Source organism: Marinobacter sp. MA (assembly GCF_048298425.1).
GTDB lineage: Bacteria > Pseudomonadota > Gammaproteobacteria > Pseudomonadales > Oleiphilaceae > Marinobacter > Marinobacter salsuginis.
The window spans coordinates 4,136,524-4,155,264 of record NZ_CP103058.1; the positions used below are offsets into that span (position 1 = coordinate 4,136,524).

The following is an 18,741-nucleotide window of genomic DNA, read 5'->3' on the forward strand; positions in this document are numbered from 1 at the left end:
GGGGCGTATAACTGTTGCCGTTAACACTTGCCCGGATTTCATGAAAGTGGCATTAAACCTTTGTCACAGCAGTATTCATGACCGCCAGAGGCACTCTATCCTTGAGCGCACACTGACGAACCGTGAGGAAATATGCTGTTTGAGCGGCTTGAAAAACCATCCCACCGGACCCTGCTGATTGCACTGGTTATTCCCTGGCTCTCGGCCCCCCTGTTTGCCGAAACCGATTCGAAAGAAGCCGGCAAAAAATCCGAGGTGCTGATTGCGGAGCTGGCCGAAGACGAGAGCGTCGAGGATGTCGAGCATTCGGCTCCGCTGCAGCGGGACGGACAGAAAGAAAAAGCCCCGAAACCAAAAGCCTCACGGGGCGGTGCCGGTGTTGATACCCCCTCATCAGCTTCCCGCAAGGTGGCTCCGAACATCGATCTGAAAGAGGTAGCGCCACCACCCGAGGCGCAGGCCTCTGCGCCGCCTGAAACCGATGCGGACGCTGCCGAATCCGAGGTCATGGCAACGGAAGCGTTGGCTGAACCCGAGCCGCAACCCGAGATTCGCGAGGGCAAGGTGTTTACCCTGCTCGACAACGATGTCATGCCTGGCACCTCTACCCGCCTGGCGTGGACACCCGGCATCCAGATTGCCGGCCTGTCCCAGACAACCCCGGTTCTGGTGGTCAACGGCATCAACGCCGGCCCCACCCTGTGCCTCACCGGCGCCATCCACGGGGATGAGTTGAATGGCATCGAGATCATCCGCCAGACCATGTATGACCTGAACCCCGAAAAACTGTCGGGCACGGTGGTGGGTGTGCCGATCGTGAACCTGCCGGGGTTCCAGCAGGGCAGCCGGTATCTGCCCGATCGTCGCGATCTCAACCGGCATTTCCCGGGCAGCCCCGACGGCAGCCTGGCCGACCGTATTGCGCATTCGCTGTTCGAAAACGTGATTCGCAAGTGCGACATGCTGGTGGACATCCACACCGGCTCATTGAAGCGCACAAACCTGCCGCAACTTCGTGCCGACATGAACAACCCGGACGTGGCGGAATTCACTCGCGGCTTTGATCGCATGGCAGTGGTGCACAGCACAGGTTCGGCAGGCATGCTGCGCACGGCGGCTGTGGAAGCCGGGATTCGAACAGTCACCCTGGAAGCCGGCGAGTCTCACCGCATCCAGCAACACCAGATCAGCGCCGGCGTGAACAGCCTGACCAGCCTGATGGAACGCCAGGGCATGATCTCCCGGATGTTCGTCTGGGGCGATCCGGAGCCGGTCTATTACGATTCCGACTGGATCCGCGCGGACCACGGCGGAATCCTGTTCAGCGAAATCGAGCTGGGGGCAAACGTGTCGGAAGGGGAAATTCTCGGTTACGTCTCCGACCCGATCACCAATGCCCAGCACCCGATTCGGTCCACCAGCGATGGCCGGGTTATCGGCATGGCCGTGGATCAGGTGGTGATGGCCGGTTTCGCCGCCTACCACATTGGTACGGAGGCAGAAGTTCCCGGAGAGTAGTATGCTAGGCTTTTTTCGGGCACCACCAACCCCACAGGAGCCTTTGTGTCTTCCGAGAACGCCGGAGTCTTGTCGCGTATTCCCGGCCTGGCCTACATTGGCCTGGTTCTTACACCCCTGTTCTGGGCCGGCAACGCGGTTGTGGCCCGGGGCACGGTAGAGAGCATACCGCCACTCTCCATGTCGTTCTGGCGCTGGGTGATCGCCCTGGCTATCCTGCTGCCTTTCGGGCTTCCGGGAATCTGGCGCCACCGCGAGGTTATCCGTCAGCGCTTCGGCTCCATGCTGGCCCTGGCGACTTTCAGTGTTGGCGCGTTCAATACTCTGCTGTATCTGGCGGCCACCACAACCACCGCCACCAATATTGCCCTGATCAACGCCACCATTCCCATTTTCGTCGCACTGCTGGCGTGGATTCTGCTCGGGGACCGCACCCGTCCGATCCAGGCCTTCGGGATAGCCCTGGCCATTACAGGCATCGTTACCGTAATCGCCCGCGGTGACCTCTCGGTGCTGACCAGCCTTGAAGCCCAGCCGGGGGATCTGATCATGGTGGCGGCGGTATTCAGTTGGGGACTGTTTTCAGTGCTGTTGCGGCGACAGGCCGTGCCTCTGCCTGCGTTGACCTTTCTGACCACGCAGATCCTTCTGGGAACCCTGGTTGTACTGCCGTTCTACCTGACCGATCTGATTTTCTTTTCCGGTGGCTTCGAGCTTTCCCGGAGCACGGCACTGCCACTCCTGTATTTCGCAATCTTCCCGGGGATCCTGGCCTATGGATTCTGGAATCATGGTGTGCATAAAATTGGCCCGGCCCGAGCGGCCATCTTCATGTACCTGACGCCTGTCTTCGCCTCGATTCTGGCGAGCATTTTCCTGGCCGAATCCCTCGGGCTGTTTCACATTATTGGAGGTGCGCTGATTCTTGCCGGGCTGGTGCTGGCCACGCAGACCCGAAAACGCACCCACTACCCAACCCCAGAACAGTCAGCAAAAGGAGACCCCAATGATTAGATCTATCCCAGGAAACGCTCACAGCTTCTTTTGCCTGGTTCTGGTCCTTCTGGCCGCCGGCCTGTCTTTGCCGGCTGCCGCAGAACCCTGCGATCCTGAAGAGTCCAAGTGGGTACCCAGCCGCTACTACCCGGCAGGCTCCGCAGTGTTTCACAAAGGCAACTGGTACGAATCCCGCGAACTGCATCAGGGGCTGGAGCCAGGCATTACCTTCGACTGGAAAGAGCTGGATTCTGTGCCGGACTGCGAGGGCCGTAAGCAAGCGGTTGAACAGTCCCAGACCGAAGAAGGTCAACAGGGACCCGAGGCCGGTACCAGCCAGACTGCCGGCAAGAGCAAGCGGGGCGAGACGGCTTCCGGCATGTGCGTCCGGCCCGATCCATGGCTCTTCTCCAAAAGCTACACGGTTGGCAGCCTCGCTACCCATGGCGGTCAGATCTGGGAGGCCATTCGGCCAACCAATGGCGATATGCCCGGCATGAACAAGCCTCCGCGCTGGAAACTGGTGGAGGATCACTGTTCCATGGAGCGCCAGTAACCATCCTGGCCAGTAGTCAGAGAGCCGCTTCTATCCGGCCGAAAACCTCTTCCAGAACCGATCGCGGGCAGCCGATGTTCAGGCGCATAAAGCCGCTGCCCGGATCGCCGAAGGAGATCCCCGGGTTCATGCCCACCCCGGCTTGCCGGACGAAAAAGCGTTTCAGGCCCGCATCGTCCAGGCCCAGCTCGCGACAATCCAGCCACATGAGGTAGGTGCCCTCGGGAGCGGATACGCGAATACCGGGCAGTCGCTGGCCAACAGCTTCCACCACATAGTCCCGGTTTGCCTGCAAATAGACCATAAGGTCGTCCAGCCACGGGCCGCCGTGCCGATAGCCGGCCTCAAACCCGGCAATACTGAACGGATTGCACTGGGGCAGATGCATGGACTCGAACACTGTCTTCATCGCCTTGCGTCGGTCCGCATCGGGGATCACAAGGGCTGACAGACCCAACCCTGGCATGTTGAAACTTTTGCTGGGTGCGACTGCCGTGACCAGTGCGTCGTCAGGGCCGGCCAGGTTCGCCAGCATCCTGTGGCGGGGCTTGTCACGGAACGTCAGGTCGCAATGGATCTCGTCGGACACCACCACCAGCTGGTGTCGTCGCGCAATATCGAGAACTGCCCCCAGCTCCTCCTCCGACCACACCCGGCCAACCGGGTTATGGGGCGAACACAGCAGCAGAATTCGGGCATCGGGGCGGGCCGCACACTGCTCCAGGTGATCCAGATCCATGCGGTAGTGGCCCGGGTCTCCGGTGTCCGGATCTTCCGGCACCAGCGGGTTCTCGATCACCACCCGGCCACTGTGCCGCACCGAACTGAAAAACGGCGGGTAGACCGGGGGCTGGATGATGACCCCCTCACCGGGACCGGCGTAAGCCATGCAGGCCGCGTTGATCGAGGGCACCACGCCGGGCGCCATCAGTATCCACTCTCGCTGGATTTCCCAGCCATGGCGACTGGCGAACCAGTCAATCATCGACTGGTATAGACTGTCCGGAAACAGCGTGTAGCCATAAACCGGATGTTTGGCCCTCTCCGCCAACGCCCGGGTGACCGCCTCCGGTGCCGCGAAATCCATATCGGCTACCCAGACCGGAATCACATCCTCGGTGCCAAAAACCGCCTTGCGGGCATCAAATTTGACGGAACAGGTATGTTCCCGGCGAACGGGGTGATCAAACGGGCTGGACACAAGCACTCTCCAGGGCAGATAACGTGGTAAAAAACGATATTGTGGTGGGCCCCGGCGACCATCGCAACTGTCGTCCAGAGATGTCGTCAACGTGTTCATATCCGGCTTTGGTCGAACATTGTCGATAAACACTTGCCCAGGCAGGGCAATACTTGCGAACCTAACGGTTTATCCAATAACAATGCCGAATTTTCTCCCGGAGCCTTTTCAATGATTGGCCAGATCCTGTCCACCATGTTGCCGGTATTCCTCATCGCCGGTTGCGGCGCCCTGTACGGTCGCTATCGGACGCCCGACATCCAGGGGCTGAACGTTCTCAACATGGAGCTGTTTGTACCCATGCTGGTCTTTGCCGTGCTTGCAGACCAGCAGGCCCCGCTGCAGGAGTATGCCAGGCTGGCATTGGCCGCCACCGTGGTTGTACTCGGATCGGGGATTGTCCTGTATCCACTGGCCAAGGTTCTGAAGCTGAACCTGAAGACCTTCCTGCCACCGATGATGTTCAACAACTCCGGCAACATGGGCATTCCGCTGCTGGTTCTGGCCTTCGGTGATGAGGCCCTGCCGGCGGCCATCGTGCTGTTCATCGTGGAAATGCTGCTGCACTTTTCGGTGGGGTTGTACATGCTCGACCCCCATACCTCCATCGTAAAACGCCTTAAGCTGCCCATTGTCTTTGCCAGTATTGCCGGGCTGTCGGTCAATCTCGGCGGCGTGCCCCTGCCGGAGTGGCTGCTGGAAACCCTGAACATGCTCGGTGGTGTGTGCATTCCGCTGATGCTCTTTGCCCTCGGTGTGCGCATGCTGGATATCGATTTCAGCGACTGGAAAATGGGCATGCTGGGGGCCATTGCCTGCCCTGCCAGCGGCCTGCTACTGGCCTGGCCAATGATTGCGATTCTCGATCTTCCCGGGTTGCAGGTGGCGGCGCTCTGGGTATTCGCAGCCTTGCCTCCGGCGGTGCTCAATTACATGGTGGCGGAACAGTATCGTCAGGAGCCACATACAGTTGCCTCGCTGGTATTATTAAGCAACCTGGGCAGTCTGGTGGTGATGCCCGTTGTGCTAGGCCTTGTGTTTGCCGCCGGCTACGTGTGAACGCCTGCCAGGTGACCGGCTCTGTTAGCTGAGGAAAGAACGGATGTCTGAAACCGTTGCGGTGGTGCGCGCCTCCCGACCCAATTTTCTGGTACTCGCCCCCCTGTGCGCCGGACTTGGCGTGGCGGTAGCCTGGTACCAGGGCGAACCGCCGACGCTGATCAATACTCTCCTGGTTCTGATTGGCGCCCTGTTGGCTCATGCCGCCGTGAATCTGCTCAACGAATACGAGGATTTTACCTCCGGGCTGGATCTGATGACCCGCCGCACCCCGTTCTCGGGCGGCAGTGGAGCCTTGCCGGAAGTGCCCTCGGCCGCCAGACAGGTTTTGCTGGCCGCGTTTGGCACCCTGGGACTGGTGATAGCCATTGGCCTCTACTTCCTCTGGCTCCGGGGCCTGCCCATGCTGGTGCTAGGCGCCGCCGGCGTGGCACTGGTGCTCACGTACACCCGCTGGATTACCCGTTCTCCGCTGATTTGCCTGCTGGCTCCGGGGCTGGGCTTCGGCCCGGTCATGATTCTCGGCAGCGTGATCGCCCTGGGGGCACGGTTGGATGCAACTGCCGTGACTGTGTCTGCCATCGGCCTTTTGCTGGTCAGCGAATTGCTGTTGATCAATCAGATTCCGGACGCCGACGCCGACCGGAAAGTCGGCCGTCGGCATCTGGTTATTACCCTGGGGCAGCCAGCCGCGGCCCGCCTGGTAGCGCTCCTGTTACTGAGCAGCTACGGCCTTCTCGAGGCTGCAATCTGGATCGGCTGGTTGCCGGTATGGGCCACTCTTGCCCTTGCGCCTCTGCCGGCAGCGATCTGGGTAAGTGTCAAACTGCCAGGTGCGCTCGCCAACCCGGTACAGCTGAATACCCTCCTGGGAATCAACGTCGCGGTGCTGCTCGCAACCCTGGCGCTGTTGATCTGCGGGCTCAGCCTTTAAACCGGAACACACTGACCCGGGAACGCAGTTGCCCGGCCAGCACCGCCAGATCCCGGCTGGCCCCGGCCACCTGCTCAGAGCCGGCTGAAGTTTCCACCGTGGCATCGTGAATGCGGCTGATATTGCGGTTAACCTCTTCCGCCACGGAACTCTGCTCTTCCGACGCACTGGCAATCTGAGCGTTCATGTCGTTGATGGCGCCGACCTCGCTGCGGATTCTGGCCAGGGCAGCCTCCGCCTCACTGGTCTTGTCTACCGTGGTGCGCGCCAGTTCCCGGCTGCTTTCCATAACCTCGGTCGCCTCGCCGGCACCGGCCTGGAGGTTTCCAACCATTTCCTGAATTTCCCGGGTGGAATCCTGGGTCCGGGATGCCAGGGAACGGACTTCGTCGGCCACAACGGCGAAGCCCCGGCCATGTGTACCGGCCCGGGCCGCCTCGATTGCAGCATTCAGGGCCAGCAGGTTGGTCTGTTCGGCGATGGCGTTGATCACCTCGATGATCTTCTCGATGTTCGCGCTGTCCTCCGACACCCGCTGTACGGTCCGGGTTGCCTGCTCCAGGGTCTCGGCCAGCTCTCCGATGGAAGCAGCCGTTTCCTGCACCACGCGATTGCCACTTTCTACTTCGGTATCGGCTTTCTGGGTGGCGGTTGCAGCGCTGGCGGCGAATCCGGCCACTTCGTTCACCGTGGCCGCCATCTGGTTCACGGCCGTGGCCATCTGTTCCGCTTCGCTGGCCTGCAGACGGATCTGCTGGCTGTTGTTGTCCGAGGTGTTTTCAAGTTCAGACGAAGAACTGGATAGCTCTTCGGCCGCAGACCGGACTTCCCGGATAATGCCGCCCAGTCGCTCAACTGTATCCTGCAACGCGCCCATCACGCTGTCGGGATATCCGGTTTGAATATCCTGATCCAGCTCTCCATCAGCCAGATGGCGAATGGCCCTTGCAACATCCTCCGGCTCACCGCCAAGAATCTTCTTCAGTCGGCGGATGATCACCAGGGCTACCAGAGCACCCAGAACCACCGCAAGGCCGGTCACTGACAGGTTCAACGCATTGAATGTACTGGCGGCCTCCCGTACTTCATCCACGCCGGTGGTGACCACGTCTTCCTGGTAATCGATAAAGGCGTTCACCCGCTTCAGCCACTCAGAGTAGGCGCCGGACACATCGCTGAGCAGAAACGACCGGGCCCGGTCGATGTTGCCGGCCAGTCTGAGATCTAGGAGTTCGTCGGTCAGGGTCAGGGCCCTGAGCTCTATCTCTTTAATCGCGGCCAGAAGTTCCTTTTCCCGGCTGGTTGCGCCTTCTTCCCGGAACATGGCATCCATCGGGCCCGCGGAATCCCGGTAAAACGCTTTCAGCCGCTCGATGTCGGCTAGGTGCCGTTGCAGATCCCGGTCGTTCTCCACCAGCACCGCATCGCGGATGGCGATGGCCCGATCGTGGACACTGCCGCGAAAATTGATCGCGTATCGCTGTTTTACGGCAGCGCCATCGCCCACGTCGGTGAGGGTCCGGTCGATAAAACCGACCCGCTGGTTGCCAATCAAACTGACCGCAATGACCAGGGACAGAATCAGACCAAAGCCAAGGGCGAGGCGTTTCGCAACGGTGAGCTGGCCAAACATGTTTACACTCCGGACACTTTTTATTGAATGAGGCTATGTGTTCTCTAAAAGTTGCAGTCTGGATCAATCAATAACCTCTTCAGCCCGGTTTTTTGACAAGACTTTTCATTACTGCAATCAATCTTTACATACCGCCCCCGAACCCCTTGCAACCGCATGGACTTTGACCGATGGTTAAAGTTGATTCTGAGCGATTGCATTCACGATACGGAGGTCTCCCCATGAGTGTTCTTCTCCTGCTGGTCAGCGCCCTGGTGCTGATCTATCTGGGTATAGGGGGCAGCACAGCCGCTGCCGTCATGTCCATTGCCACCGTTGTGGGCCTGTTCCAGGATGAATGGCACCTGATCAGCATTCTGTGCGGCGGCGTTCTGCTGGCCCTGGCCCTGATACTGGTGATTCCCGGCGATTTGCGCCTCGACAAGCTCAGCCGCCCCCTGCTTGGCTGGGTGCGCAGCCGGCTCCCGAAACTTTCCGACACCGAAGCTGAAGCCCTGAAATCCGGCTCGGTGGATTGGGACGGCGAACTCTTCTCCGGCAAGCCGCAATGGAACAAGCTGCTGGACGCCAAGCCCGCGCATCTGACCAGCGAAGAGCAGGCCTTCCTGGACGGTCCGGTGGAAAAGCTCTGCGCCATGCTCGACGACTGGAAAATCACCCACGAACAGTACGACCTGCCGGACAAGGTCTGGAAATTTATCCGTGAGAACGGCTTTTTCGGTCTGGTGATCCCAAAAGAAGACGGCGGCCTGGGTTTTTCGAACACCGCCCATTCCGAAATCGTGATGAAGATTTCCACCCGGAGCGTGTCCGCAGCGGTTACCGTGATGGTGCCCAACTCCCTCGGCCCCGGTGAGTTGCTGATGCATTACGGCACTGATGAGCAGAAACAGCACTACTTGCCCAGACTGGCCGGCGGCGACGAGATTCCCTGTTTCGCACTGACTTCACCAGTGGCAGGCTCCGACGCCGGCGCTATCCCGGACAAGGGCATCGTCTGCAAGGGCCAGTGGAACGGCAAGGAAGTGCTGGGCCTGAAAGTCACCTGGAACAAGCGCTACATCACCCTGGCCCCGGTGGCGACACTGATCGGCCTGGCCATCAAGGTCTACGACCCGGACAAGCTACTGGGTGAGTCTGACGAGATCGGCGTTACCTGCGTGCTGGTACCGAGGGACACCGAGGGCGTCAATGCCGGTGCCCGCCACCTGCCCATGAACACTGTCTTCATGAATGGCCCGACCTGGGGCAACGATGTGTTTATCCCCCTGGAACAGGTGATCGGTGGCCAGGACATGCTTGGCAAAGGCTGGACCATGTTACTGGAGTGCCTGTCCATTGGTCGGTCCATCTCCCTTCCCGCCCTCGGCACCGGTGCCGGCAAGGTGGCCAGCCTGGCCACCGGTTCCTATTCCTACACCCGGGAACAGTTCGGCCGCACCATCAGCCAGTTTGAAGGCGTGCAGGAAGCCCTGGAGCCCATCGCCGGCTACACCTACATGATGGACGCTGCGAGGCTGCTGACTTCCGGGATGCTTGACCGGGGCGTGCGGCCCTCGGTACCGTCCGCCGTGCTGAAGTACCGCAACACCGATCTGATGCGTGAAGTCATCAACCACGCCATGGACGTGGTGGCAGGCCGCGGCGTTATCACAGGGCCTCGCAACTTCCTGGCCCGGGCCTACCAGGCGGTGCCCATCGGTATCACTGTGGAAGGCGCCAATATCCTTACCCGAAGCCTGATGATCTTTGGCCAGGGGTCCATCCGCTGCCACCCGTTCATTGTTGAAGAAATCGAAGCCGCGGGCATGGAAGACGAAGACAAAGCCGCCAAGAAATTCGACGGTATCTTCTATCGCCACCTGGCCCACACCACCCGCAATGCCCTGCGAGCATTACTGCTGGGGCTGACCCGAGGCTGGATTGAATCTGTGCCACGGCAGGGCGATATCAAGCCCTGTTACCGGCAACTGGCCCGGTTCTCTGCGGCTTTCGCCCTGATGACTGACGTTACCCTGCTGACCGTTGGCGGCGGCCTCAAAGCCCGCCAGCGGCTCTCCGGGCGCATGGCCGACTGCCTGGTACAGCTGTACTACGCCACCGCCGTCATCAAACAGTGGCATGAGGAAGGCTACCCGGACGACCAGCGGCCGCTGGTGGAATGGTGCCTGAAGACCTGCCTGAGAGACCTCCAGGGCTCCATGCGCGAGGCCATCATCAACTTCCCGGTACCGGCCCTGCGCTGGCCCCTGCGTCTGCTGGTGTTCCCGCTGGGCGCCACCGGCCTGAACGGTCCGGATGACAAGCTCGGCGCAAAGGTCGCGGAATCCATCGTCAAAGACACCCCGGTACGCCAGCGCATCAGTCGCGGCGCCTACACCACCATGGACCCGGACGATCCGCTCGGCCGCGTATTGAATGCCTACAAGCTGGCGAATGAAACGGCGGATATGCGCAGCCGTCTGCACGATGCCATGCGTAATCGGGATGAGGACGAACTGGGCGGCATTGACCTGCTCATGGGGCATCAGCGCAAGGAACTGGTGGACTGGGCCTGCGCCCAGGGCGTGGTCAAGGCGGACGAGTGCGACAAACTGCTGGAAGCACTGGAGGCACTCTACGACGTGATCCGCGTGGATGCGTTCGATGCCGATGGCCTGAAGGCGCTTTCACGCTGCGCCAAGGGCAAGCGCAAGGTCGTCGAACGTCCGCCACGGGAAGAGAAATAAGGTGCAGATCAGCCCATGACCGACCCCGGAGATCTGCGACCCAACGAGGAGGCCGTGGAACTCGAACCGGCCTCCGATGCCTCGCTTCGCTTCATCGGCACCATCCGCACGCCCTGGCGCGACCGCAAAGACTGCCCGCGCCAGGGCAAGCTCGACGGCCCGGAATGTCAGCTGGTGCTGGATCCCGTCTGGCACAGTGGCTTGCAGGGCCTGGAAGACTACGACACCATCGAAGTCCTCTACTGGCTTGATCAGAGCCGCCGGGATCTGGTCCGGCAAAGCCCCAGAAGCGACGGCCAGACGTTTGGCACCTTTGCCCTGCGCTCGCCGGTTCGGCCCAACCCGATCGGCACCTCCATGGTCAAACTGGTTCGCGTCGAAAAAGGAACGCTGATTGTGCGCGGCCTGGACTGTCTGGACCGAACGCCATTACTGGACATCAAACCAGACCGGTGCGCCTTCAGCCCGAAGGCGCCGGATAAACCGGGTGTTTACTGAGATACCTCTTCCGGACGCAAACCTGAACTGATCGCCTCTGCGACCAGCCACCGGCGAAGGAGCTGAATCCCTCGTTCACGGCGCCGGCTGGTTTTCCATGCAAAATAGAAAATATCGCCCGTCATGACGGAATGGCAGGGCAAGCGCACGAAGTCGCTGGAATCCTTCCGAGTACTGAGCATGTAATCGTTGGTCAATGCGATTCCCTGGTGAAAGCGCGCGGCTTCCAGCGACAGCAGCATATGGCTTGAATGCAGCAAACGGCTCGATCGGGGCAGCTCCAGGCCCGCCTCGCGGTACCAGGCCTCCCAGTCCCCGCCCTGCCGGTCATAGATACTGTAGGTCGATAACAACGGAAACTCCGCCACCATTTCCGGCGTCAACGAGACCGATGACGGGTCGCCAGCCACTTCCTCCAAGTCCAGTTCCCGACGAATCTTCTGCCAATAGTCCTGACTGCACACCGGGAACAGACGCTCCTCATAAAGCAGCTCATAGCTGAACGCCGGCGACGTGGGTTTAACGGTAACAAAACAATCCGCCACCCGATCCGACAACACCGGATTCTGACTGCTCATTTCCAGCGACAGATCCAGCTGAGGATGCAACCGCTTCAGATCCGGCAGCCTGGGCACCAACCACCGAACCGCAAATGAGCTGAACACCGACAGCCGGAGCAAGGACTCCTCATGGCCCAGCAACTGCTCACTGGCTCGCTCAATCTGCAGCAGCGCTGAGCTGACTGCATCCAGATACTGCCGCCCCTCATCGGTCAACGACAGCGTTCGCCCACTGCGCCAGAACAACTGCTCCCCCAGATAGGTTTCCAGCTGTTTTATCTGGTGACTGACCGCACTCTGGCTCACCGCCAGTTCTTCGGCAGCAAGGGAAAAGCTGTTGAGACGGGCAACAGCTTCAAATACGGGCAGGGCTTTCAGGGGTGGTAGCTTCATTATCTAATTTTCTAATAGGTCGTGAATAATGATCATTTTATCGGATATTAAGGCCCAAATAGAATGCCTGAGCCAGTTAGGGGAGCCCGGGCAGGAAATGGCTTCCGAAAATGCTCGGAGCCAGGGAAGGCGGAGAGCAAGCGTACATGGGTGTACTCGCAGCGGTTTTCGGAAGCCATTTGCTGACCGGGCTCATGCACCCAAAGTTCAGGAATCGAGGAGAAAAACATGTCAGGAAAAACCGTAAACAGCGCCATCCTTCTGCTGGTGATCGGCAACGCCATGGCATTGATCTCTGACGTATTCATCAAACTGCTCGAACCCGGCGCCCCGGTGTTCCAGTTTGCTTTCCTGCGCTGCCTGATCACCCTGGCCTTCCTCTTGCCGCTGGCGAATCAACTGGACAGGAAAAACCTGTTCGCCGGCCTGAAAATCCACACCTTCCGGGCCCACATCCACTTGGCAGGCATCCTGTGCATGGTCATCGCCCTGGGCAACCTGCCCCTGGCGACTGCCAACGCCGTGTTCTATGCAGCGCCGATCCTGGTCATGGTGCTCTCGGTGTTCCTGTTCCGGGAAAAGCTGACTCCCCTGAGCGTCACCGCCGTATTCAGTGGCTTTGCCGGGATCGTGCTTATCCTTCGGCCGGTGGAATTCAACTGGGCGGCCGTGGCGGCACTCGCCTCTGCTTTTGCCCTGGCCATCAACGCCGTGCTGGTAAGAAAACTTCCGAAACAGCAGAGCACCGTTCACAAACTGTTCCTGAACTACCTGCTGATTCTGCCAGCGGCTGGTGCCCTGGCCTGGTGGGAGGGTGCCGAATGGGATTCGGGCATCCTGGTCGGGGCCATGGGCTCGGCGTTGTTCATTCTGGGCTACAACATTACCGTGCTGCTGGCCTACCGGCAGGTGGATGCCAACCAGGTTACCAGCGCCGAGTACACTGGTCTGATCTGGGCCGTGGGGATTGGCTGGATCTGGTTCGGGGAAGTGCCCGACCTGTGGTTCCTGGCGGGCAGCCTGATGATTGTTGTGCCTTTGCTGCTGATCGGGTTGCAGCACCGGCGCAGGGAACCGCCCAGGGGATTCAATCCGGCCCCTGAGCAACAGGAACCCAGGGGCCGGGAGGCGTCATTCAGTGCCGGGAAGATTCGATTAGCACATGAGTGTCGTGAATGATCCGACCGATCCTGGCCTCCGGTGGCAATCCGTCACCGTAGCCCAGCTTGATGCGGTAATGGCCCGAATGGTGGCGATGCCAGTCACGCCGGCGGTCATAGCGGTCACGATAGACATCGCGCTTGTGTTTCTTGCCCCAGTGACGCTTGTCAGCATGATATCTGTGGCGATCGTGGTACTTTCGGTCCCACTTATGCTGCTTGTGGTGCCGGGGCTTGTGATGATGCCGATCATAACGGTCGTCGCGGTAATGGGCCTGCAGGAACTTTTTCTGTTGGCCCGGCGGAAGGGCATTGCCCCGCTCATGGTGCTTTTGCCAGCCGTGACCACGGCGGTCATCGTCGGCCATCACCGGAGCAGATCCCATCAGGAAGGCCGTTATCAGGCTTCCGATCAACAATCGTTTCATGATGATTCTCCCGTTCTGTTCAGAGACGGATCCTGCATCCGGACCCAGTGCCGGATGCCTCTGAACCCAGATTATCGAACCGGGAGAGAATGTCAGTGCCCCGGGGCGGGCTTTGCAGGATCTTTACGAAATGCCCGGTCTGCTTGACGTTCTAGTGGCCCTTCGTGTCGTTTTCGAAGGCAGACTTCAGGTGGGATTCAAGGGCAAACGTGTGGGGACAATCGGCACCGAGGGCGCGGAGCGATTCAGCCAGCCGTAACAGATACTCGGCATTGGGACCACTGGGCCCCGAGGCAGAGGCGATTTGCCTGGCAATGTCGGCGTCCGGCGCATGGCCGAGGAAGGCCTCATTGTCTTCGGTGGCAATGTAAACCAGACCCTCGGCATGACTGCCATCGTCAAAAGTGAGTCTGGTACTCAGGCGCAGATAGCCGTTCTTCTCCCGGACATCCAGATGTTCGAACACATTGGGCGACACCCGGAATGCCATACCCTTGCAGACGGCCTCGGGCTTTTCTATCAGGGTTACCACCCTGCCAGGCGCCTCGGGGGTTCCCCGGTGATCGTGTGACCCCTGCCAGAACCGCCGCTCCCAGCCCCGAATCGACGCCGGACGCTGTTCCAGGAAGGGAAAATCGACCTTGTAGATCAGGGAACCATAACCAAACAGCCAGACCGACTCGACACCGGAAAAATCGTGCCTTTTGCGATTGTGTTCAATGGTATTGGCAGACATCAGACACCCTGCAGCAAAAACGGACCGCCGAATACTTTAGGTGGAGGCAATAAAACCGGCAATACCCGTCAGGACAATTTCAGCCGCCATGGCCGAGAGGATCAGGCCGCTGATCTTGGACATGATGTTCAGGCCGGTCTTGCCCAGCACTTTCTCAAGATAGCCTGACAGGTGCAGCAGAGCCGCCAGGATCAGCAGGCTGGAAACCAGCCCCAGCAGCCCGCCAACCACCTCGGAGACCCGGTTGAGCTCCGCACCGTACACCATGATTGCACCAATGGTGGCCGGGCCAATCATCACCGGAATGGCCAGGGGCACGACGGCAATATCGTCCCGATCCTCATCAGGCAATCCTGTGGCGTGATTCCGGGTACCACTGGTCACCAGGCTGATGGCGGTCAAAAACAGCAGGCTGCCAGCACCGATCCGGAACGAATTAAGAGTAATGCCGATGGCGCTGAACAGCAGCGGGCCGGCAAAGAACAGGATCACGCCGAGAATAAACGCCGACACGCAGGCACGGCGAATGATCGATGTCTTCTCGGTTGCCGGCAAACCCCGGGTCAGTGCCAGAAACATGGTCACCACGAAAAATGGCGCCAGCAGGAACAGAAAGCGAATGGTGCTGCTGATGTAGGTGGCAAAAAACGTCTCAATCATTCCATGTCGTCCAGGAGTCATAAAAAGGCGGCAAGCATAGCTTGCTACAGTGCTATCTGCCGTAAGGAACTGAACGTATGGCCGGGCTCAGGCCGGTTCAGGGCGACAGCTCTTCCAGGTAGGTTTCGCCATCGGCATACAGCGAGGCGAACTCCTCCTCTGGCACCACGGTCACCGCAATCTCCGGTTCATGGTCACCGCCACCCAGTAAGACGCCGCGCATGGGGGTAATATCGGAAAAGTCCCGCCCCCAGCCGAGGGTGATATGTTCCCGATCCGCCCTCAGGGCGTTGGTGGGATCCAGCTCCAGCCAGCCGAAATCCGGTACGAATACGGCTACCCAGGCATGGGTGGCATCGGCGCCAACCAATCGCTCCTTGCCCTCGGGCGGATGGGTGAGGATATAACCACTCATGTAGCGGGCAGCCAGGCCTACCGATCGCAGGCAGGCAATCATGATGTGGGAGAAATCCTGGCAAACGCCTCGACGGGCCTTGAAGGCCTGTTCCACCGGGGTAAAGGTTTCCGTTGCCGAGGCATCGAACTTGAAGTCCCGATGGATCATCCGCATCAGGGCATCTGCCGCCTCCACCAGGGGCCGGCCCGGAAGAAAGGCCTCTCGTGCGTAGGCGGCATACTGGGAATCAATGGGCACGTTGGTGGAGACAAACCGGAACGCCGTGGCCTGAAGATGGTCCGGCGGGAACTTCCTGTCTGCACGGTACCGCAGGCTATCGCGCACGGCCTCCCAGGGCACCTTGGCAGCCGCAGCCGAGGGCTTCGGCCGGTCGCGCAATTCCACCCAGAACTCGCTGACGATCTCCAGGTACTCGTGGTCACCGGTGAAATGAATCTTGGTGATCCGGTTGCCGAAGCAGTCGAGAAACGAGCGCCGTGCCGACGGCTCCGGCGAGATCGCCAGGTGGTGCTCGAGGTTTCTCTGCCATGGCAGCGCCCGTGGCGTCAGCCTCAGCAAATGATGGGACTCCCCCACCACCTGATCGTACTGGTACAGGGTCTCATGACGCACATGGTAACGGACAAATGTCATGACAGCCCCCTCAATCCGGTTTCACAGGCCGGTCCGAATACCGGGTGTGAATGAAACACTGCCGCTGGATTTCATCCGATACACGATAGGCCTCCGACCGGATGTCGTACAACAAATCCGCCAGAACCTCGCAGGCTTTGTCCGGTCGTTTACGCTCAAATGGATGCAGATCAAGTGCCTGGAGACGCTGAAGTGATTCGTTCAGGTCCGGGGGGAAGAGTTGGCCGGTTTTCCGGCTCATCTCCGGCAGATCCTTCTGTAGCTGCCGCAGCTGGAACATCACCGAATGGGGATTGCTCGCGTCGATCACCAGGGTATGAATGACGCCCAGCAACTCCGGTGTCCGACGGTATCGGGTCCGATAGGTCACTTCCGAGTTGGCCACTTCCAGCAGCCACTCCAGCATAGCCTGACGGCTGAATCTGTCGCTCAACAACGGCACGCAGATAAGGGTACAGAGATTGGCAAGACGCTCCAGGCGCCGACCGATCACCAGGAAAACCCAGCTGGCATCCCGTGTGATGTCATCCATGGCGAAGCCGGCCAGGGAGATACAGTCCAGCAACACCAGATTCAACGCCCGGATGGACTGGTCCGGGGTGGTTGGCGCCGGTCTCAGGGGCTTACCCACCCGATTAAGCGTGTGCCAGTTGTCGGAGGACAGCCGATCCCGAACCTGGCTGGCATTGAACAGCAGCGCCTGGAGAATGGCCGCGATCGAACCAGGGGATGTCACGTCGCTCACCGCCCTGAGCAAGACGTCTGGAAGCGGCTCGGGTACCGCATCTTCTTCAGGTTCCGGGAGAGTGCCGAACTGCTCGGCCGCCTGCTGCAGCCCGAGCAGGGCTTCCTCGCTGGCCTGGTCGTGCCCCGACAGGCGGTTGAAAGCCGCCCGCAACAACCGGGCGGTACCCTCCGCCCGCTCCGAGTGCCGGCCCATCCAGAACAGGTTTTCGCCCACGCGCGAGGGCGTGTCCCGCTCTCCGTCCAGGAGGTCGGAAACCTGCAGACGTTTCTTGATCAGCGATTTGGAGGGTGCCGTATAGCGAGCCTGCACCCAGGTATCCTTTGAAAGTCCACCCCGCTGCATGGAGATGACTTCCACACCCTCATCCATGGCCACCCGGGTCAGCCCACCGGGCATGACCCGCCAGCCCGAAGGCGTGGCTGCCGCGAACAACCGCAAGCCGATAGACCGGGTTTCCAGTGGCTGGTTCGGGTCTCCCTTCCAGACCGGTGCCTGCGACAGGTGCACCAGTTCCTGCCCGACGAAGGCATGGGGATGGGCGTGCATCTTCTTGATCAGCGCCTCCCGCTCGGCACCTTTCACCTGATAGCCGAATACCGGTTCCATGCGCATGCTCGCGAACGCTGGCTTGATCACCAGTTCGTCCAGGTGCTCGATCACATAGTCCAGGGCCGGTTTCTCACCACACCACCAGGACGCCACCGATGGCATGACAAGAGACGAGCCCAGCAATTTCTTCGAGATCTCGGGCAGGAAGCCGAACAACGCGGCACTCTCGAGAACGCCTGATCCCAGGGCATTTGCCATCAGCACCTTGCCTGCCCGCACCGCACCCAGCAGCCCGGGAATACCCAGCACCGAATCGGCGCGAAGCTCCAGCGGATCACAGAAACCGTCGTCCAGCCGGCGATAGATGGCATGCACCCGGCGCAGGCCCTGGAGGGTTTTCAGGTAGACGGTGTCATCACGCACGGTCAGATCCTGGCCTTCAACCAGGGGGAACCCCAGATAACGGGCCAGGAACACGTGTTCGAAATAGGTTTCGTTGAACCGCCCGGGGGTCAGAAGCACGCAAAGCGGCGATTCGGTTCCGGCTGGCGACATACCCGCCAGGCTGTTCTGAAAGCCCTGGAAAAACTCAGAAAGGTTGGTCACCGGCAGGTTGTGGAACGGCGCCGGGAACGCCCGGGAAATCACCAGCCGGTTCTGAAGCGCGTAACCAGCCCCGGAAGGCGCCTGGGTTCTGTCCGCCATCACCCACCAGCCGCCGTCCGGCGCGCGCGCCAGATCCACGGCGTACAGGTGCAGGAAACGGCCACCCGCAGGCTGGATACCCTGGCAGGGCCACTGGAAGCCCGCCTGTCCATAGACCAGGGCCGGCGGCATAAGCCCCTCTTTTAAAAGCGACTGTTCGCCGTAAAGATCGGCCAGAACGCTGTCCAGCAGCTCCGCCCGCTGGGCGACGGCTTTCGAAAGCCACTGCCACTCATGAGAACCCAGCACCAGCGGAAGCAGGTCCACTTCCCACGGGCGGGTATCGCCACGAGGGTCTTCGTAGACGTTGTAAGTTACGCCGTCCTCGGCGATGGCGTTGGATACCGCCTGGGCCCTGAGGTTGAGACCGGCCACTGACTCCAGGTTCAGCTGCTGCAATAACGGCCGCCAATGGGATGGCGGCACGGAGCCCATGGAGCCAAGCTCATCGAACCGATGCGGCACCGGGTGGTACTGGCGGAGGATGTCAGTTACTGCGCGCTGCTTCGCCACCGTGAATTCAGGCTCCGTTGGTCAGTGAGCTGGAAGCATAGCCGCTTTACAGCCCCCTGAGCCAGTATCAAACGG

The 18,741-nt window shown here is 60.3% G+C and carries 16 protein-coding genes; 8 read left to right on the top strand and 8 right to left on the bottom strand.

Annotation, left to right across the window (positions count from 1 at the left end):
* Positions 1 to 132: 132 nt before the first annotated feature.
* Genes NUW46_RS19110 through NUW46_RS19120 form a run of 3 tightly spaced genes read left to right on the top strand, consistent with a single transcriptional unit; the run spans position 133 to position 3,070 of the window.
* Positions 133 to 1,518: a succinylglutamate desuccinylase gene (locus NUW46_RS19110; RefSeq protein ID WP_418140968.1), complete on the top strand. Its 1,386-nt coding sequence runs from the start codon at positions 133 to 135 to the stop codon at positions 1,516 to 1,518.
* A 45-nt stretch (positions 1,519 to 1,563) separates the two neighbouring features.
* Positions 1,564 to 2,532: a DMT family transporter gene (locus tag NUW46_RS19115; RefSeq protein ID WP_153634101.1), complete on the top strand. Its 969-nt coding sequence runs from the start codon at positions 1,564 to 1,566 to the stop codon at positions 2,530 to 2,532.
* Complete coding sequence (locus tag NUW46_RS19120) at positions 2,525 to 3,070, top strand: carbohydrate-binding protein (RefSeq protein ID WP_153634102.1); 546 nt, start codon at positions 2,525 to 2,527, stop codon at positions 3,068 to 3,070. Before NUW46_RS19115 ends, NUW46_RS19120 begins: the two co-directional genes overlap by 8 nt.
* 16 nt (positions 3,071 to 3,086) lie before the next feature.
* On the opposite strand, the gene NUW46_RS19125 is transcribed toward NUW46_RS19120, so the two are convergent.
* Positions 3,087 to 4,271 carry a MalY/PatB family protein gene (locus tag NUW46_RS19125; RefSeq protein WP_418140969.1) on the bottom strand — a complete coding sequence of 395 codons (1,185 nt, stop codon included), beginning with the start codon at positions 4,269 to 4,271 and terminating at the stop codon, positions 3,087 to 3,089.
* Positions 4,272 to 4,481: 210 nt separating this feature from the next.
* Here NUW46_RS19125 and NUW46_RS19130 point away from each other — a divergent pair, with 210 nt between their 5' ends.
* Both NUW46_RS19130 and NUW46_RS19135 read left to right on the top strand, forming a co-directional pair.
* Positions 4,482 to 5,369, top strand: a complete 888-nt coding sequence (locus tag NUW46_RS19130) for an AEC family transporter (protein WP_136630930.1) — start codon at positions 4,482 to 4,484, stop codon at positions 5,367 to 5,369.
* Positions 5,370 to 5,412: 43 nt separating this feature from the next.
* Positions 5,413 to 6,303 (top strand): prenyltransferase, encoded by an 891-nt coding sequence (locus NUW46_RS19135; protein ID WP_418140970.1) that lies wholly within the window; start codon positions 5,413 to 5,415, stop codon positions 6,301 to 6,303.
* On the opposite strand, the gene NUW46_RS19140 is transcribed toward NUW46_RS19135, so the two are convergent.
* Positions 6,293 to 7,936, bottom strand: a complete 1,644-nt coding sequence (locus tag NUW46_RS19140) for a methyl-accepting chemotaxis protein (protein WP_418140971.1) — start codon at positions 7,934 to 7,936, stop codon at positions 6,293 to 6,295. The two genes, NUW46_RS19135 and NUW46_RS19140, sit on opposite strands and share 11 nt — an antisense overlap.
* Before the next feature lie 221 nt (positions 7,937 to 8,157).
* Between NUW46_RS19140 and NUW46_RS19145 the strand changes: the two genes are divergently transcribed.
* Positions 8,158 to 10,665, top strand: coding sequence for an acyl-CoA dehydrogenase (locus tag NUW46_RS19145; RefSeq protein WP_418140972.1), 2,508 nt, complete (start codon positions 8,158 to 8,160; stop codon positions 10,663 to 10,665).
* 15 nt (positions 10,666 to 10,680) lie between these two features.
* Positions 10,681 to 11,163, top strand: a complete 483-nt coding sequence (gene tsaA, locus NUW46_RS19150) for a tRNA (N6-threonylcarbamoyladenosine(37)-N6)-methyltransferase TrmO (RefSeq protein WP_418140973.1) — start codon at positions 10,681 to 10,683, stop codon at positions 11,161 to 11,163.
* On the opposite strand, the gene NUW46_RS19155 is transcribed toward tsaA, so the two are convergent.
* The gene (locus tag NUW46_RS19155; protein ID WP_069182324.1) at positions 11,157 to 12,116 is read right to left on the bottom strand and encodes a LysR family transcriptional regulator; all 960 of its coding nucleotides are present in this window, start codon (positions 12,114 to 12,116) and stop codon (positions 11,157 to 11,159) included. The two genes, tsaA and NUW46_RS19155, sit on opposite strands and share 7 nt — an antisense overlap.
* A gap of 228 nt (positions 12,117 to 12,344) precedes the next feature.
* Between NUW46_RS19155 and NUW46_RS19160 the strand changes: the two genes are divergently transcribed.
* On the top strand, positions 12,345 to 13,295 hold the full coding sequence (locus NUW46_RS19160) for a DMT family transporter (RefSeq protein ID WP_418140974.1): 951 nt from the start codon (positions 12,345 to 12,347) through the stop codon (positions 13,293 to 13,295).
* Here the strand turns inward: NUW46_RS19160 and NUW46_RS19165 are convergent.
* From NUW46_RS19165 to NUW46_RS19185, 5 genes are all read right to left on the bottom strand, one after another.
* A complete protein-coding gene (locus tag NUW46_RS19165) occupies positions 13,252 to 13,704 on the bottom strand; it encodes a hypothetical protein (RefSeq protein WP_209399451.1) in 453 nt (150 codons plus the stop codon). The genes NUW46_RS19160 and NUW46_RS19165 overlap by 44 nt on opposite strands.
* Positions 13,705 to 13,855: 151 nt before the next feature.
* Positions 13,856 to 14,440 carry a gamma-glutamylcyclotransferase gene (locus tag NUW46_RS19170; protein WP_153634112.1) on the bottom strand — a complete coding sequence of 195 codons (585 nt, stop codon included), beginning with the start codon at positions 14,438 to 14,440 and terminating at the stop codon, positions 13,856 to 13,858.
* Between the two features lie 36 nt (positions 14,441 to 14,476).
* Complete coding sequence (locus tag NUW46_RS19175) at positions 14,477 to 15,100, bottom strand: MarC family protein (protein ID WP_418140975.1); 624 nt, start codon at positions 15,098 to 15,100, stop codon at positions 14,477 to 14,479.
* Between the two features lie 97 nt (positions 15,101 to 15,197).
* The gene (locus NUW46_RS19180; RefSeq protein ID WP_136629919.1) at positions 15,198 to 16,151 is read right to left on the bottom strand and encodes a transglutaminase family protein; all 954 of its coding nucleotides are present in this window, start codon (positions 16,149 to 16,151) and stop codon (positions 15,198 to 15,200) included.
* 10 nt (positions 16,152 to 16,161) lie between these two features.
* Positions 16,162 to 18,588, bottom strand: coding sequence for a circularly permuted type 2 ATP-grasp protein (locus tag NUW46_RS19185; protein WP_418142064.1), 2,427 nt, complete (start codon positions 18,586 to 18,588; stop codon positions 16,162 to 16,164).
* Between the last annotated feature and the right edge of the window lie 153 nt (positions 18,589 to 18,741).

Bases quoted from the DNA above. Each gene is read 5' to 3' on its own strand.
- NUW46_RS19145 (WP_418140972.1), top strand. From the start codon at position 8,158: ATGAGTGTTCTTCTCCTGCTGGTCAGCGCCCTGGTGCTGATCTATCTG.
- NUW46_RS19165 (WP_209399451.1), bottom strand. From the start codon at position 13,704: ATGAAACGATTGTTGATCGGAAGCCTGATAACGGCCTTCCTGATGGGA.
- NUW46_RS19120 (WP_153634102.1), top strand. From the start codon at position 2,525: ATGATTAGATCTATCCCAGGAAACGCTCACAGCTTCTTTTGCCTGGTT.
- NUW46_RS19155 (WP_069182324.1), bottom strand. From the start codon at position 12,116: ATGAAGCTACCACCCCTGAAAGCCCTGCCCGTATTTGAAGCTGTTGCC.
- NUW46_RS19185 (WP_418142064.1), bottom strand. From the start codon at position 18,588: ATGGGCTCCGTGCCGCCATCCCATTGGCGGCCGTTATTGCAGCAGCTG.
- NUW46_RS19175 (WP_418140975.1), bottom strand. From the start codon at position 15,100: ATGATTGAGACGTTTTTTGCCACCTACATCAGCAGCACCATTCGCTTT.
- NUW46_RS19130 (WP_136630930.1), top strand. From the start codon at position 4,482: ATGATTGGCCAGATCCTGTCCACCATGTTGCCGGTATTCCTCATCGCC.
- NUW46_RS19135 (WP_418140970.1), top strand. From the start codon at position 5,413: ATGTCTGAAACCGTTGCGGTGGTGCGCGCCTCCCGACCCAATTTTCTG.
- NUW46_RS19110 (WP_418140968.1), top strand. From the start codon at position 133: ATGCTGTTTGAGCGGCTTGAAAAACCATCCCACCGGACCCTGCTGATT.
- tsaA (WP_418140973.1), top strand. From the start codon at position 10,681: ATGACCGACCCCGGAGATCTGCGACCCAACGAGGAGGCCGTGGAACTC.
- NUW46_RS19170 (WP_153634112.1), bottom strand. From the start codon at position 14,440: ATGTCTGCCAATACCATTGAACACAATCGCAAAAGGCACGATTTTTCC.
- NUW46_RS19160 (WP_418140974.1), top strand. From the start codon at position 12,345: ATGTCAGGAAAAACCGTAAACAGCGCCATCCTTCTGCTGGTGATCGGC.
- NUW46_RS19180 (WP_136629919.1), bottom strand. From the start codon at position 16,151: ATGACATTTGTCCGTTACCATGTGCGTCATGAGACCCTGTACCAGTAC.
- NUW46_RS19140 (WP_418140971.1), bottom strand. From the start codon at position 7,936: ATGTTTGGCCAGCTCACCGTTGCGAAACGCCTCGCCCTTGGCTTTGGT.